General features: G+C 68.1%; 12 protein-coding genes. 5 read left to right on the forward strand and 7 right to left on the reverse strand.

Features of this window, described 5'->3' with window-relative positions; genetic code table 11:
* Nucleotides 1-201: 201 nt before the first annotated feature.
* Both R9B84_RS19825 and R9B84_RS19830 read left to right on the forward strand, forming a co-directional pair.
* Nucleotides 202-1,461: a monooxygenase gene (locus R9B84_RS19825; protein ID WP_423760073.1), complete on the forward strand. Its 1,260-nt coding sequence runs from the start codon at nt 202-204 to the stop codon at nt 1,459-1,461.
* Nucleotides 1,458-2,858: an LLM class flavin-dependent oxidoreductase gene (locus R9B84_RS19830; protein WP_423760074.1), complete on the forward strand. Its 1,401-nt coding sequence runs from the start codon at nt 1,458-1,460 to the stop codon at nt 2,856-2,858. The genes R9B84_RS19825 and R9B84_RS19830 overlap by 4 nt, the downstream gene beginning before the upstream one ends.
* A 121-nt stretch (nt 2,859-2,979) precedes the next feature.
* Here R9B84_RS19830 and R9B84_RS19835 read toward each other — a convergent pair whose 3' ends face one another.
* The gene (locus R9B84_RS19835) at nt 2,980-4,407 is read right to left on the reverse strand and encodes an MFS transporter (RefSeq protein ID WP_423760075.1); all 1,428 of its coding nucleotides are present in this window, start codon (nt 4,405-4,407) and stop codon (nt 2,980-2,982) included.
* 345 nt (nt 4,408-4,752) lie between these two features.
* Between R9B84_RS19835 and R9B84_RS19840 the strand changes: the two genes are divergently transcribed.
* The 3 genes from R9B84_RS19840 to R9B84_RS19850 are packed head-to-tail and all read left to right on the forward strand — an operon-like array spanning nt 4,753 to nt 7,458.
* Nucleotides 4,753-5,745, forward strand: coding sequence for an aliphatic sulfonate ABC transporter substrate-binding protein (locus R9B84_RS19840; protein WP_423760076.1), 993 nt, complete (start codon nt 4,753-4,755; stop codon nt 5,743-5,745).
* A gap of 10 nt (nt 5,746-5,755) precedes the next feature.
* Entirely contained in the window at nt 5,756-6,610 is an 855-nt protein-coding gene (locus tag R9B84_RS19845) for an ABC transporter permease (protein WP_423760077.1), read from the forward strand.
* Nucleotides 6,607-7,458, forward strand: a complete 852-nt coding sequence (locus tag R9B84_RS19850; protein WP_423760078.1) for an ABC transporter ATP-binding protein — start codon at nt 6,607-6,609, stop codon at nt 7,456-7,458. The genes R9B84_RS19845 and R9B84_RS19850 overlap by 4 nt, the downstream gene beginning before the upstream one ends.
* 36 nt (nt 7,459-7,494) lie before the next feature.
* Here R9B84_RS19850 and R9B84_RS19855 read toward each other — a convergent pair whose 3' ends face one another.
* The 6 genes from R9B84_RS19855 to R9B84_RS19880 form a co-directional block, all read right to left on the reverse strand.
* Nucleotides 7,495-8,025 carry an OsmC family protein gene (locus R9B84_RS19855; protein WP_338641645.1) on the reverse strand — a complete coding sequence of 177 codons (531 nt, stop codon included), beginning with the start codon at nt 8,023-8,025 and terminating at the stop codon, nt 7,495-7,497.
* Nucleotides 8,026-8,097: 72 nt separating this feature from the next.
* On the reverse strand, nt 8,098-9,174 hold the full coding sequence (locus tag R9B84_RS19860; RefSeq protein WP_423760079.1) for a substrate-binding domain-containing protein: 1,077 nt from the start codon (nt 9,172-9,174) through the stop codon (nt 8,098-8,100).
* Between the two features lie 139 nt (nt 9,175-9,313).
* On the reverse strand, nt 9,314-10,372 hold the full coding sequence (locus R9B84_RS19865) for an ABC transporter permease (RefSeq protein ID WP_423760080.1): 1,059 nt from the start codon (nt 10,370-10,372) through the stop codon (nt 9,314-9,316).
* An 11-nt stretch (nt 10,373-10,383) separates the two neighbouring features.
* The gene (locus R9B84_RS19870; RefSeq protein ID WP_423760081.1) at nt 10,384-11,895 is read right to left on the reverse strand and encodes a sugar ABC transporter ATP-binding protein; all 1,512 of its coding nucleotides are present in this window, start codon (nt 11,893-11,895) and stop codon (nt 10,384-10,386) included.
* Nucleotides 11,896-12,382: 487 nt separating this feature from the next.
* A complete protein-coding gene (locus tag R9B84_RS19875) occupies nt 12,383-13,300 on the reverse strand; it encodes an AEC family transporter (RefSeq protein ID WP_423760082.1) in 918 nt (305 codons plus the stop codon).
* A gap of 14 nt (nt 13,301-13,314) precedes the next feature.
* The gene (locus R9B84_RS19880) at nt 13,315-14,055 is read right to left on the reverse strand and encodes a TSUP family transporter (RefSeq protein ID WP_423760083.1); all 741 of its coding nucleotides are present in this window, start codon (nt 14,053-14,055) and stop codon (nt 13,315-13,317) included.

Genomic DNA, 14,055 nt, shown 5'->3' on the forward strand with positions numbered 1-14,055 from the left:
ATCACAAACGACATGGCGATGCTCGCACGCGATATCGTGCTTCTGCGTCGCAATCGATGCCCGAGCGCCGGGGCGTCCCCAGCCGGTCCGCGTAATGCCCATCGACGATAACGATCTGCGAATCCGTTATTGGAACGCCCGCCCCACGCTTCCTATACTGGCCTCCCGGCGCAAACGGCCCCGCTCTTCGAGGAAATCCGCATGACTTCGTCGCACGCAGACACCGACCTTTCCACCGGCACCGACTACGACGCACTCGCGAGCCGGTTCCGGCCGATATTCGACCGCATCGCAACAGGCACCGCCGAGCGCGAACGTCGCCGCGAACTGCCGCACGAAGCGATCGGATGGCTGAAGGCGGCCGGCTTCGGCGCGGTACGGCTGCCAGTACACGACGGCGGTGCCGGCGCATCGCTGCCGCAGTTGTTCCGGCTGCTGATCGAGCTCGCCGCCGCCGATTCCAATCTGCCGCAGGCGTTGCGCGGACACTTCGCGTTCGTCGAGGACTGGCTGAACGCGCCGCCCGGGCCGCAACGCACGACATGGTTCGACCGCTTCGCCAACGGCCAGCTCGTCGGCAACGCGTGGTCGGAGGCCGGCGACGTGCCGCTCGGCCAGACCATCACGAAGGTGTCGGAGCAGAACGGCCGGCTGGTGCTGAACGGGCGGAAGTTCTACAGCACGGGCAGCCTGTTCGCCGACTGGATCGACGTGTTCGCGCAGCGCGCCCACGACGGCAGCGACGTGATCGTCGCCGTCGCGACCGCGCAGCCCGGCGTGATCCGCGAAGACGACTGGGACGGCTTCGGCCAGACGACCACCGGCAGCGGCACGACGCGCTTCGAGAATGCGACGGTCGACGCGCACGACGTGATCGACTTCGCACGCCGCTTCAAGTACCAGACCGCGTTCTACCAACTCTTCCACGTCGCGACGCTGGCCGGCATCGGCCACGCGATCGTGCGCGACGCGGGCGCACTCGTGCGCACCCGCACCCGCGTGTACAGCCACGGCAACGCGCCGCGCGCGGGCGACGACGCACAGCTGCAACAGGTGATCGGCGAGATCGCATCGTGGGCGTACGCGGCCGACGCGCTCGCACTGCGCGCCGCGCAGCCGCTTCAGCTCGCCTACGAGGCGCGCTTCGGTGGCGACGAACAGGCCGAGCACGACGCAAACGTCGCGGCCGAGATCGAATCCGCGCAGAGCCAGCTCGTCGTGTCCGAACTCGTGCTGCGCGCCGCGACGCGCCTGTTCGACGCACTCGGTGCGTCCGCCACGCGCAGCACGACCGCGCTCGACCGCCACTGGCGCAACGCGCGTACGGTGTCGTCGCACAATCCGCTTGTCTACAAGGCCCGGATCGTCGGCGACTGGGTCATCAACGGCCGCACGCCGCCGTTCGTCTGGCGCGTCGGCGACGGCACGAGCGCCGGCACGGAGCCGGGAGCCGCGCGATGAGCAGGATCATTCGCTTCAACGCGTTCGAGATGAACTGCGTCGGCCATCAGTCGCCGGGCCTGTGGGCGCATCCGCGCGACCGTTCATGGCAGTACAAGGATCTCGACTACTGGACCGACCTCGCCCGCATTCTCGAACGCGGGATCTTCGACGCGATCTTCATTGCGGACGTGATCGGCTATTACGACGTCTACCAGGGCAGCAACTACCACGCGCTGCACCAGGCCGCGCAGATCCCGGTCAACGACCCGCTGCAGCTTGCCGCACCGATCGCGATGGCGACCGAGCATCTCGGCATCGGCATCACCGCGTCGACGACGTTCGAGCACCCGTACACGTTCGCGCGCCGGCTGTCGACCGCCGACCATCACACCAAGGGCCGGCTCGCGTGGAACATCGTCACGTCCTACCTGGAGAGCGGCGCGAAGAACGTCGGCGATCACGGCCTGCGCACGCACGACGATCGTTATGCGGTCGCGGCCGAATACGTCGAGGTGCTGTACAAGCTGTTCGAGGGCAGTTGGGAAGACGGCGCGGTGGTGCGCGATCGCGACGGCCGCGTGTTCACGCATCCCGAGAAGGTGCACGAGATCGGCCACAAGGGCCGCTTCTTCGACGTGCCCGGCTATCACCTGTGCGAACCGTCGCCACAGCGCACGCCGGTGCTGTTCCAGGCCGGTGCGTCCGGCCCCGGCAAGGCGTTCGCCGCGCAGCACGCCGAATGCGTGTTCGTCGCCGCGCCGACCCGCGAGCAGCTCGCGCGCTACGTGGCCGATGTGCGCGCGCAGGCCGCCGCCGCGGGACGCGATCCGCGCAAGGTGCTGATCTACAACCTCGTCACGGTGATCGTCGACGAAACCGACGAAAAGGCGCAGGCCAAGTTCGACGAGTACCGCCGCTACGTGTCGTACGACGGCTCGCTGGTGTTCATGTCGGGCTGGACCGGCATCGACTTTGGCCAGTATGCGCCGGCCGATCCCGTCAGGCGCGTCGAAACCAATGCGATCGTTTCGGCGGTCGAGCACCTGGCGGGCGGCGACACCGCGTGGACGATCGAGGCACTGGCGGCCTGGGGCGGCATCGGCGGAATGGGCCCGGTGTTCGTCGGGTCGGCAGCGACCGTGGCGGACATCCTCCAGGAATGGGTTGCCGCAACCGACGTGGACGGCTTCAATCTCGCGTATGCGGTCGCGCATGAAACCTTCGAAGACATCGTGCGCTTCCTCGTTCCGGAGCTGCAGCGGCGCGGCGTCTATCCGACGCGGTATGCGCCGGGCACGCTGCGCGAGAAACTGTTCGGCGGCACGGCGCGGCTGCCGGACGAACATCCGGCCGCGCAGTTTCGCGATATCGAACAGGTCAAGCGCGATGCCGGGCGGGAGGCCGTCAGCGCATGACGGCAACGTCGAAGCCGGCTTGCCCGCATTCGGCGGCGACCGGCTTCAGCGCAAACGGCTTCGTGCGGTCCGACGAAGCCGTTGGTATTTTCCGGGGCGGCGAACGCTCCCCCGCCAGCGTTTACGCGGCGCTTTCGTCGTCGATGTCGCGCGCCGTCGGCTCGTAGCGAACGATCAACAGAAACACGATCGGCGTGACCGCACTGATCGCGACGACCCAGAACATGTCCGTACCGAGGCGAGCCTGCAGGATCGGCAGCACGAACAGCGCAAGCGCCTGGCCGATGCCGCACAGCGAACGCCCGAAGCCGACACCGGTGCCGCGGATCGACGCCGGGTAAGACAAGGTGGGATAGATCATCATCTGCGCACCCGGCCCGAAACCTTCGGCGAACAGCCAGGTGCCGAGCATCAGCAGCACGAGGCCGACCGCGAGTGCGCCGTGCGGATGCCCCGTCAGCGCGAGCGCGACTAGCGCGACGAACTGCAGCGCGAAGCCCGCGATCGCGACATGGCGCGACGGGTATCGATACGCGAGGCGCATGCCCAGCAAGCCGCCGGTAAACGCGAACAGAACGTTCAACGCGAGCGATGCGGCGATCGTCTCGAACACGCCCGCGCCGAGAAACTGCGACAGGATCGACGGCAGGAAGAACGCAATCGCCGTGTATTCGAACGGGATGCACAGGTTCATCACGCTGGCGACGATCGTGCGCCCGAGATACGGACGCTGGAACAGCACGCGAATCCGCACGGGCGGCTGGCTCGGTTTGCGTGGCGCATCCTCCGCTTCGTGTGCGTGAATGCCGTACGACTCGCGAAGGATTCGCGCGGCATTGGTCAGGTCGCCCTGGTTCGCGGCCCACAGCGGGGATTCGTTCATGAAGCGATTCCTGACCAGAATGATGACGAGCGCAGGTACTGCGTCGAAGATCAGCGACGCGCGCCAAAGCCATCCCGCATGCTCGGCCGGCAGCAGGAAATACAGGCCGAAGATCAGCAGGAAACAGACCGACGACGCCACGTACCACATCGGGCACCACGCAGCGAGCCGCGACGCCTTGTTGCCACGGCCGCTGAACTTCGAGAATTCCGCGAGAAACGCCATCGCGACGGGCAGGTCGATGCCGACACCGAGCCCCATCACGAAGCGTGCGCCGATCAGCACCCAGACGTTCGGCGCAAGCCCGGCGGCGATCGCCGCGATCACGAAGAACAGCATGTCGGCCATGAATACCTGATAACGGCCGATCCTGTCGGTCAGCCATCCGCCGATCAGGCTGCCGAAAATCGTGCCGATCATGATCGCCGAACCGACCAGCCCGGTCAGCGCGGGCGTCAACCCGAACTCGCGCGCGACGTCGTCGATGCCGTAAGACAACGTCGTCAGGTCGTACGCATCGAGAAACACACCGCCGAGCGCCAGCAGCACGATCATCCGCGCATCGCTGACGGAGCTGTCCGTCGTATTGATCAGGCGCGCCACGTCGCTCGCGGAGCGGATGGGCGCGGATACCGGCGTGACAGCGTTCAGATCGATCGAACTCATCGCATGCCTTCGTTGCGCCGAATGGTCGGCGAGATCCACAGGGAGCCGGGAACGCGGCGCGTGCATTCGCTGTCGACAGCGCGTGGAGCGAATGCTCGACCGTACGGTACGTCCTGTCGTCGAGTTCCGGCAGCGGAGATTCTGTTCTCGCGATCCGGTTATCCCAAGCGATATAAAGCGATAAATTATTCGGTGTGCGTCATAAAGTTGCTCGTCACGTGCGCTTAGCAGCAGCGCGCATGTGCAATCGCGGATTTCTTCGTTATCGAATCGCCAGCGCTTCGGTACATTGGACGGTCACCCTGCCTGTTCGCGGCACGTTGCCGCTCTTCCGGAGATTCCCCGATGAAGCTGTCCTGGTCCCGCGCGTGGCAATCCGCGGCTTTCGTCGTTGCCGCGCTCGCCGGCCTCGTATCGATGCACGCACATGCGGCAACACCCGCGGAGATTCGCGTCGACTATGCGTACTACTCGCCGGAAAGCCTGGTGATCCGCCACTTTGGCTGGCTCGACGACGAGTTCAAGGCCGACCGCACGTCGATTCGCTGGGTGCTGAGCCTCGGCAGCAATCGCGCGCTGGAATACCTGAACAGCGGCGCGGTCGACTTCGGATCGGCGGCGGGGCTCGCGTCGGTACTCGCCCGTGCAAACGGCAACCCGATCCACGCCGTATACGTGTTCTCGCGCCCGGAGTGGACCGCGCTCGTGGTCCGCAAGGATTCGCCGATCCGCTCGCTCGCGGACCTGAAGGGCAAGAAAATCGCCGCGACGCGCGGCACCGATCCGTTCCTGTTCACGCTGCGCGCGTTGCACACGGCCGGCCTGACGCGTGACGACGTGGAGATCGTGAACCTGCAGCATCCTGACGGACGCACCGCACTCGCGAACGGTCAGGTCGACGCATGGGCCGGTCTCGATCCGCACATGGCGGCGGCGCAGATCGACGACGGCGCGCGCCTGCTGTATCGCAACGTCGCATTCAACACCTATGGTTTCCTGAACGTCCGCGACGCATTCGCCAGCCAGTACCCGCAGGCGGTCACGCGCGTGCTGAAGGTCTACGATCGCGCGCGCCAATGGATCATCGCGCATCCGGCCGACACCGCGCAGATCGTCGCCGACGAATCGAAGGTATCGCTGCAGGTCGCGAAACTGCAGCTCCAGCGCAACGACTTCAGCGACCCGGTGCCGGGCGATACCCAGCGGGCGGCACTGAAGGCAGCGGCGCCGGTGCTGACGGCCGAACAGTTGACCAAGCCCGGCGTCGATCCCGCGAAGGTCGTCGATGTGCTGATCGATCCGGCATTTGCGCGCCCGCTGGTCGCCGCGTCGCACTGAGATGCCGCCGATGACGGACACCGCCACCCGCGACGACGCGCTCGCGCCCGGCCACGCCGCCTCACCCCGCGCGGCGCGGCGCGATCCGTTGCGCGCATGGCGTGTCGCGGGGCTCGCGCTGCCGTTCGCCGCACTCGCGCTGATCGAGTATGGCGTGCGGCACGGCGGGTTGCCGGAGCATCTCGTCCCGGCGCCGAGCGAGATTCTCGATACGCTCGCGCGGATGGGCATCACCCGTGTCGCGCGCCATATCGGTGCGAGCACGCTGAGAGTCGCGGCAGGTTTCGCGGCCGGCGCCGGGCTCGCACTCGTCGTCGGCGCGGCGATGGGCCTGAGCCGCCGTATCGACGCGCTGCTGGAGCCGACATTCCAGGCGCTGCGTGCGATTCCGTCGCTCGCGTGGGTGCCGGTGCTGCTGCTGTGGCTCGGCATCGACGAAGCGCCGAAAATCACGCTGATCGCGATCGGCGCGTTCTTTCCTGTTCACCTGGCGGTGGTCGCCGGTATTCGCGACGTCGACCGCAAGCTCGTCGAACTCGGCGCGGTATACCGGCTTGGCCCGGTCGCGCTGTTCCGTCGAATCCTGCTGCCGGCCGCGCTGCCGCAGATTGTTACCGGCCTGCGTACCGGCCTCAGCCTTGCGTGGATGTTCATGGTCGCCGCGGAACTGATCGCGGCGACGCGCGGCCTTGGCTTCCTGTTGAGCGACGGCCGGGAAACCGGGCGCCCCGATCTCGTGTTCGGCGCGATCCTGCTGCTCGCGTTGCTCGGCAAGCTGACCGACGGTGCGATGCGTCGCATCGAGTTGCACTGGCTTGGCTGGCGCGACGCATTCGACAACACGCCGCGCGAGGCATCGAAATGAGCACGTCCCCTTCTGCACGCATGACAGCGGGCGCCGATACGCCGCTGCTCGACCTGCGGATCGCCCGCAAGCTTTACGGAGATCGGACGATCCTCGCCGACATCGCTCTGCAGGTCGCGCGCGGCGAGATTGTCTGCATGGTTGGCCCGAGCGGGTGCGGGAAAAGCACGCTGCTGCGGATCGTCGCCGGTCTCGACGCGGACTTCCGCGGCAGCGTGAAGCTGGACGGAATCGCGCTCGACGGGCCATCCCCGCGCATCGGCGTCATTTTTCAGGAACCGCGGCTGCTGCCGTGGCTATCGATCGCGGACAACGTCGGCTTTGCGTCCGGTGCGCGAGGCGGCCGCGAGCCGACCGTCGCACGGCTGCTCGACGAAGTCGGCCTTGCCGGCGTCGCGCGGCAACTGCCGGCCACGTTATCGGGCGGGATGGCCCAGCGCGCCGCGATCGCACGCGGGTTGTTCGGCGAACCGGACCTGTTGCTGCTCGACGAACCGTTCAGCGCAGTCGACGCGATCACCCGGATGCGGTTGCAGACGCTGCTGCTCGATGTCGTGCACCGGCACCGGATGTCCGCGATCGTCGTCACGCATGATCTCGACGAGGCACTGTATCTCGGCGATCGCGTGCTGATGCTCGCGCCGAACCCGGGCCGCGTCGACGACGAGATCCACGTCGAGGTCGCGCGGCCGCGCGATCGGCGCGACCCGTCGCTGGCCGCGCAACGCGCGCGGTTGCTGGACGCGTTCCAGCGCTTTCACGATCGTGCCGACGGCACGGGGCACGAGCCGCATGACCATCAGGCATCCGGATCCGGAAGCCGAGGGTCTCGACATTCCCTCGCATGAGCCGGCAAGTCCTGCCGAACAGACGGCCCCGGCGCGTTACGCACGGGTGTGCCGCAGTTCGCCGTCGATGGTCTGCGGCAACCTCAGCAGGTTGAAGATCGGGCAGACCGCTTCGACCGCCTGATGCAGCGCGCGAATCGCGTCGGGCGGCTCTGGCGACACGATATCGAGCGTATAGCGGAGGTTGTGCGGGAACACGGGCACATGCTCGAAGCCCGGCTGCTGCGCAAGCGGATGCTGGTCGCCGGTCACCTCCACCTCGATCGAATCGATCTTCAGGCCGCGCTCGGCGGCCTGGATCAGCGTGATGTGCGTGAGGCAGCTGCCCAGCACGCCGAGCTGCAGCTCCGGCGACGCGGGCCCGAGGTTGTAGCCCGCGAAGTCGGGCGGACTGTCGCTGATTACCTGGAAGTCGCGAATGCGGATCTCGCGCACGCCGCTGCGGCCGAGCGCGCGCACGGTCGCCTTCAGCGGCGTCGCCTTGAAATCGGGATCGTTGCGTGCCGCTTCCTGCTTCGCGCGCCAGGCGTCGCGTTTTTGGGCGAGATAGTCGTTCAGGGTCGTCATGGCCGGGGTGTCGGTGCGTCAGTCGGTTGTGCGTCGCGCAGCGCGGCGTCCGCCGCCTGCTGTCGGCGGCGGTCAGTCCGCCTTCGGAATCCATGCGGCGGTCGCCGCGTCGCTCGCGCGGAACGCCGGGAACTTCGCGCCGAGTTCGGCGACGGTGCGGATGTCGTTTTTCACGAGATCGTCGCGCGTGATCAGCGTCGGCTTGACGACGATGCGCGCTCCCGGGTCCTGACCGGCGACGAGCAGCGCGGCGGCCCGCACCGACACGGCGCCGACGATCGCGGGATTGGTCGCGGCCGTCGCGACCCATGCGCTGTTCGGCGCGCGGATGGCCTCGATGTCCGCGGTCGAGATATCCGCGCTGTAGATGCGGATCTTCGACGACAGCTTCGCTTCGTCCGCGGCGAGCTTTGCGCCGCGCGCGAACTCGTCGTAAGGCGCGAACACGACGCGGATGTCGGGATTCGCGCGATAGGCCGCTGCCGCCTGATTCGCGACCGATTGCGCGATCGGATTGTCGACGGTGCCCCAGCGCGCCTTTTCCTGCACCTTCGGGTGTGCGCGCTTGAAGTCGCGCCATGCGGCATCGCGCCGGTCGAGCGGCGCAAAGCCGGCGACATACACATAACCGGCCGCGAATGCGTCGCCGTTGTCCTTGACCGCCTGACCGAGCAGCAGGTTGGCCAGGTCGCGATCACTTTGCTCGATTTGCGGCACCTTCGGATTGCCGAGATCGACGTCGAACGCGACGACCTTGATCCCCTTGTCCAGCGCGCGCTGGACGACGTCCTTCAGCGATTCGGGCAAGCCGTGGTTGACGATGATCGCGGACACGCCGATGCTGATCGCCTGCTGAATCTGCTCGCGCTGTTCGGCCGCATCCTGCCGGCCCTCGTAAATGCGCAAATCGACGCCGAGCGCCCTCGCCTGCTTCTGCGCGCCGGCCTCGTAGGCCTGGAAGAAGTCGCCGGTCGACAGATAGTTGACGAGCGCGATTTTCACGCCGCCCTTGTCGAACGGCGCGGGCGCGCCCTTGATCGGGCCGGCGTGCGCCGCAGGTGCGAGTGCGGCCAATGCCGCTGCGAAAAACAGCGTGAGCGCGCCGGCCTTCCGGTCGATGCGTGACTTGCGGCGAAGCAACGAGCGCATGGTCTTCCTGTCTCCGTGGGGGGGGGGTGATATCCGCACAATCTATCAGCGCGACACGCGCGTTCAAACCGAGCGATTCGGCAATGGATATTCCTTCGGATGTCAAACCGATTGCAGTGGCGCTGCGCGCCCCACCCCGTCACGCGCGCGCGTCCGCACGGCGACCGATGCCGAACGTGAACGCCAGCGCGAGCACCAGCAACACGCCCTTGATGAAGTCCTGCATGTAGTACGGCGCGTTCAGCATCGTCAGCCCGTTGAGCAGCACGCCGACGAAGACCGCGCCCACGACCGTGCCGAACACGTTCGGCCGCTTGGCACCCCACACGGCGTAACCCACCAGCGCGGCGGCCACCGCGTCGAGCAGCAGCGAGTGCCCGGCGCTCACGTCGCCGCGTCCGACCCGCGCGGCGATCAGCACGCCGCCCAGCGACGCGATCGCGCCCGACACGACATACGCCGCAACCCGGTAGCGCGCGGCCGGCGCGCCGGCGAGTCGCGCGGCCGTTTCGTTGCCGCCGATCGCGTAAATCACGCGGCCCCAGCGCGTCGCCTCCATCGCGACGCAGGCCAGCACCGTCACCACCGCGAGCAGCAGCACCGGCAACGGTACGACGTCGAACAGGCGCCAGCGCCCGAGCGCGAGAAATGCGGCGGGGAACACGCCCGTCGCGTCCGTGCCGTCGGGCAGCACCGAACCGGTCGCGAGCGACCGGCCGCCGGTCGGGATCAATTGCAGGCCCGCCAGCAGGAACAGCGTACCGAGCGTCGCGAGCTGGTCGGGCACGCGCAGCCGCGTAATCAGCAGGCCGTTGAACAACCCGGCGGCCACGCCGAGCGCGACGCAGGCGGCCACCGCCGCGAGCGTGCCGCCGTGCCAGACGACCAGCACGTAGCTGGCGGCCATCTGCGCGGACGCGGCCACGCTGCCCACCGACAGGTCGAAGCCGCCCGCCGCGAGCGTGATCGTCACGCCGATGCCGAGCAGCGCGACGATCGACACCGCCTGAAGAATGCTGAACAGGTTGTCGAGGTTCAGGAACGCGGGCTCCCTGACCGCGAACACGACGACGAGCGCGGCCAGCACGAGCAGGATACCCGTGCGTTCGAGCGCCGCGCGGATGCGGCCCGCCGCGGGGCGGTGCGCCCGTTCGGCAGGCAATGCATCGTGGGCCAGGGAAGAGGAAACGGGTTTCATGGGAGGCACGGTCACTCAGGAGGAAGACGGAAGCGATGGTCGAGCGTGGCGCGATCGAACCGCACGATGCGATCGGCGATTTCGGCCGCTTCTTCGAGATCGCTGACGAACACGAGCGTCGCGCGCTCGTGCGCGTGGCGCCGCAGCGTATCGACGATATCGGCGCGCGCGCCGGCATCGATGCCCTGAAACGGTTCGTCGAGCAGCAACAGCCGCGCGCGTTCCGCGTGCCAGCGCGCGAGCACGACTTTCTGCTGGTTGCCGCCGGACAGGCGCACCAGCCGGTCGTCCGGACCCGTGCAGCGGATGCCGAAAGCGGCGATCGCGGCCGCGGCGGCGGCGCGTTCGCGGGCCGGCCGCACCGCGCCGCCCGTAAACCAGCGAGACAGGAACGGAAAGCTGATCGTGCCGGCGATCGACGCGAACGGCACACTGTCGGGAAACAGCGACGTGCGCCAGCGGTCCTCGCCGGCCAGGAACACGCCTGCACGAATGGCGTCGGCCGGCGAGCACGGCCGCCACGGCCGGCCGTCGAGCGTCATCTCGCCAGCGGCCGGGCGCGCGGCGCCGAAGATCACGCCGGCAAGGCGCGACTTGCCGCCGCCGACCGGGCCCGCGATCGCGACGATCTCGCCGCGCCGGACGTCGAGATCGAACGGCGCGCTGGCCGGCGACAGCCGGAGGTTCCGCAGGCTGAGGCCCGCTTCGGGCGACGACGCGGCACGGCCCGCGTCCGCCGCGCGCGCATGCGGCAACGGCCGCCCGATCATCGTTTCCACCGCGGCATCGAGGTCGACCGGCGCGGCCAGATCGGCGACGATCCGGCCGTCGCGGACGATCGCCACGCGATCGGCCATGCGGCGCAAGTCGCCGAGCCGGTGCGATACCAGCAGGATGGCGACGCCGTCGTCGCGCAACGCATCCAGCAGCCCGAAGAGCCTGTCCGCTTCCGGCGCGGACAGGCTCGCGGTCGGCTCGTCGAGAATCAGCAGGCCGGGCTGCCCGGCGAGCGCGCGCGCCAGGGTCACACGCTGCTGATCGGCCAGCGACAGCGACGCGAGCGGCGCCGACAGGTCGGCGTCGAGCCCGACGCGCTCGGCGAGCGGTCGCGCCGCAGCGCGCCGCGCGGCCGGCGGCACGCGCCACGGCGCGGCCGGATCGCACAGCCGGTCGAGCAACAGGTTGTCGGCGATCGACAGCGTCGGCACGACGGCGTCGGCGACCGACTGGTGCACGGTGGCAACGCCGAGCCGCTTCGCCGCGTGCGGCGAAGCCGGCCGATAGGGTGCGCCGCGCAGCGTCAGCGTGCCGCTGTCGGGCCGGATCACGCCGCTCAGGATCTTCACGAAAGTCGATTTGCCGGCGCCGTTCGCGCCCATCAGCGCGACGACTTCACCGGCGCCGATCGACAGGTCCAGCGCCGCCAGCGCGACGGTCGCGTCGAACCGTTTCGCGATGCCGGCGGCACTCAGGACGGGCGGCGCCGGCGATCGGCGCGGTCGATTTGCGCGTACTGCGCTCACGATCGCGCCCATCGGCATCCATGCCGGTCAGGCGAACCCTGCCGGCCGACCGGCCGTTCGCATTCGAAGCCGCGTTCGTCATCGCTCGCGAACAGCCCTTCGATCGCGCTCCCGGATGCCGATACGAAACGTTCGCCATCATGCTTCGGGCCGGCACACCCTGCTTCCGGCGAAAACAGCACATCGCGGCTCATGTCGGGCACCTCCCAGGTTCGTCGTTCCGCCGGGACGGACGCATGCTGCGCCTGCTGCTCCCGATGCGGTCGGTCCACGACCGGATCGTCGACTCTACCGCCCGGCATCGCGCGGCCCTACCAATGTTTTGAGGAATCGATATCCGTCCGTCAGCCTCCGGCCGCTGCGGACTGCCGGAATGCGCGCCGGAAGGTCCCGATCGCAGGATTCGCCGTTCGGCAATGCAAAAGGCCGGTCAGTGCAACCTGGCCGGCCCTTTGCAATTCGCCACGCCAGCTCCGGCGAATCCGGTTCAGCCGTGGAACACGAGCAGCACCAACGGCATCGTGACGGCCGCAAGCGCCGTCTGTACGGTAATGATGCCAGCGGACAACCGGTGATCACCGCCGAGCAGCTTCGCCATGATGTACGCGGACGGCGTACACGGCAGTGAATTGAACAACACGATCGTCGTGAGTGCCGGGCCCCGGATGCCCAGGCTGAAACCGATCCAGAAGGTCAGCAGCGGCACGAGCAGCAACTTGATCACCGACGACTGGAACACGGGGCCGCGCGCCGCCTTCGCGGCCTTCACGTCAAGGCCCGCTCCCACCGCGAGCAGTCCGAGCGGGAGCGACGCGGCGCCGAGAATCGACAGCACGCTCGACATCACGCCCGGCAAACCCAGCCCGCCGAGATTGAACGCGGCGCCGAGTACGACCGACATGATGACCGGGTTCCTCAGCAGCGCGCCGCCGATCTGCCATGCCGACGGTGCGCCACCACGGCCGTGGTGCATCAGGATAATGATCGATGCGACGTTCAGCAGCGGAATCGCGACCGCGATGCTGATCGACGTGAGCGTGAGACCGACGCTCCCGTACAGCGCCGCGGCTGCGGCAACACCCACATACGTATTGGGCCGTAACGCCCCCTGGATCACCGACGAAAACACGGCCCCCGGCTGCCGGCTCCACGCTCGCCACGCATACAGCAGCGCCGCGCTCGCGGCCACCGCACCGAGGATCGCGACCGCGATCGGCCGCACCGGAAACTGCGTCAGATTGGCTTTCGCGACCTGGCTGAACATCAGCGCGGGAAACATGTAGTAGTAGTTCAGCGTTTCGCATGGCAGCCAGAATTCGTCCGGCAGCAGGCGGCGCTGCCGCAGCACGAATCCCGCCAGGATCAGCACGAAGATCGGAACCAGCGCGGCCAGGACATTCTGCATCGGTTGCGCTCCCGTCACGCGAAGACCAGCGTCTTCGCGAGCACGACCGCGCCATAGACGCCGATGAATGCGGTCATTGCGCGTTCGTACAGCGGCGCACGGGCTCGCGTGAACAGCACGTTGCCGACCGCGAAGTAGATCGCGACTGCGACCGGTGCCATCACGGCGCCCCGGACGCCGAGCGCCTCCGGACGCAGCAGCGCCAGCGTCCCGAGCTGGATCGCACCGAACAGCAGGTAGTAGCGCGAGATCGCGGCGCGCATCGCATGCTTGTCGTCGTATCGGCTGGCCGCGTACACGGCGAGCAACGCGCCACCCATGTTGGTGAGCCCGTGCACGACGCCCATCGAACCGACATACAGCCGGCTGCGCGCGTGAACGAATTTGCGCAGCCCGGTCTGCAGCCGCGACGAATACCGCACCGCGGCGGCGCTCAGCATGGCGACGCCGATCAGCAGGTCGACCCGCGCCTTCAGATTCAACCGCACCAGCATCGCAAGCGATACGAGCACCGCGATCGCGCAAATGGCCATCGTGAGCCGTTCGGCAGCCGGCACCGGACGCTGTCGCGCGGACCACGCCTGAACCGCCGAGATCGATACGGAAGCGGGCAGCAGCAGGCCGAGCACCGACGTGAAGTCGTATCCCATCAGCAGCAGCGTCGGCGTGCCGAACACGAGGATGCCCATGCCGAACACGGACTGTACGACCGCAAGCAGCACGACGATGCCGGCCAACAGGTGCGGATCGTGCAT

Origin of the sequence: Burkholderia sp. NLJ2 (assembly GCF_049487195.1) — a bacterium.
Lineage (GTDB): Bacteria > Pseudomonadota > Gammaproteobacteria > Burkholderiales > Burkholderiaceae > Burkholderia > Burkholderia pyrrocinia.

Bases quoted from the DNA above. Each gene is read 5' to 3' on its own strand.
- R9B84_RS19855 (WP_338641645.1), bottom strand. From the start codon at position 8,025: ATGACGACCCTGAACGACTATCTCGCCCAAAAACGCGACGCCTGGCGC.
- R9B84_RS19845 (WP_423760077.1), top strand. From the start codon at position 5,756: ATGACGGACACCGCCACCCGCGACGACGCGCTCGCGCCCGGCCACGCC.
- R9B84_RS19850 (WP_423760078.1), top strand. From the start codon at position 6,607: ATGAGCACGTCCCCTTCTGCACGCATGACAGCGGGCGCCGATACGCCG.
- R9B84_RS19830 (WP_423760074.1), top strand. From the start codon at position 1,458: ATGAGCAGGATCATTCGCTTCAACGCGTTCGAGATGAACTGCGTCGGC.
- R9B84_RS19840 (WP_423760076.1), top strand. From the start codon at position 4,753: ATGAAGCTGTCCTGGTCCCGCGCGTGGCAATCCGCGGCTTTCGTCGTT.
- R9B84_RS19875 (WP_423760082.1), bottom strand. From the start codon at position 13,300: ATGCAGAATGTCCTGGCCGCGCTGGTTCCGATCTTCGTGCTGATCCTG.
- R9B84_RS19865 (WP_423760080.1), bottom strand. From the start codon at position 10,372: ATGAAACCCGTTTCCTCTTCCCTGGCCCACGATGCATTGCCTGCCGAA.
- R9B84_RS19880 (WP_423760083.1), bottom strand. From the start codon at position 14,055: ATGCACGATCCGCACCTGTTGGCCGGCATCGTCGTGCTGCTTGCGGTC.
- R9B84_RS19835 (WP_423760075.1), bottom strand. From the start codon at position 4,407: ATGAGTTCGATCGATCTGAACGCTGTCACGCCGGTATCCGCGCCCATC.
- R9B84_RS19825 (WP_423760073.1), top strand. From the start codon at position 202: ATGACTTCGTCGCACGCAGACACCGACCTTTCCACCGGCACCGACTAC.
- R9B84_RS19860 (WP_423760079.1), bottom strand. From the start codon at position 9,174: ATGCGCTCGTTGCTTCGCCGCAAGTCACGCATCGACCGGAAGGCCGGC.